Consider the following 819-nt stretch of genomic DNA (forward strand, 5'->3'; position numbering starts at 1 on the left):
CGGAGGCCCCATGCCCAAACAACCGTTGGTCGAACCCTTTCTCGATCCGGATACCGAAACCTTCAGCTACGTGGTCTACGACCACGAAGTCGGCCACGCTGCAGTGATTGACCCGGTGCTGGACTACGACCCCAAGGCCGGCCAGACCAGCACCGAGGGCGCCCAGCGGCTGGTGGATTTCGTGCGCGAGAAACACCTGACGGTCGACTGGATCTTTGAAACCCACGCCCACGCGGATCACCTTTCCGCCGCGCCCTTTGTGCGCGAGCAGGTCGGCGGCGAGCTGGCCATTGGAGATCAGATCGTCCAAGTGCAGGAAATCTTCCGTAAGATCTTCAACTTCGAGAAAGAATTCCTGCCCGATGGCAGTCAGTTCGACAAACTGTTTGCCGAAGGGGAGACCTTCACTTTTGGCGAGCTGGAGGGGGAGGTGATCTACACCCCCGGCCACACCCCGGCGGATATGGCCTGGCGGATTGGCGATGCGATCTTTGTCGGCGACACCCTGTTTATGCCGGACCGGGGCACGGCCCGCTGTGACTTTCCGGGCGGTGATGCGCGCCGGATGTACCGCTCGGTGAAGAAGTTACTGGAGTTTCCGGATGAATACCGGATGTTCATGTGCCACGACTACCCGGGTGAGGAGCGCGACCACCAGTGTGAAACCACCGTGGGGGCCCAACGCAAGGGCAATATCCACGTGGGTGAGGGGAAAAGCGAAGACGAATTTGTGCAGCTGCGGGAGGAGCGAGATGCGACCCTGGGAATGCCGCGGTTGATTCTGCCATCGGTGCAGTTGAATGTCCGGGCGGGCCAGTT

The 819-nt window shown here is 60.8% G+C and carries 1 protein-coding gene; it reads left to right on the forward strand.

Annotated features, from left to right (window positions below):
- Positions 1-10: 10 nt before the first annotated feature.
- Positions 11-819 (forward strand): MBL fold metallo-hydrolase (locus tag B3187_RS13490; RefSeq protein ID WP_286806995.1); only part of this gene is annotated, 809 nt, incomplete at its 3' end.

Origin of the sequence: Marinimicrobium sp. UBA4209 (assembly GCF_002381585.1) — a bacterium.
Lineage (GTDB): Bacteria > Pseudomonadota > Gammaproteobacteria > Pseudomonadales > Cellvibrionaceae > Marinimicrobium > Marinimicrobium koreense.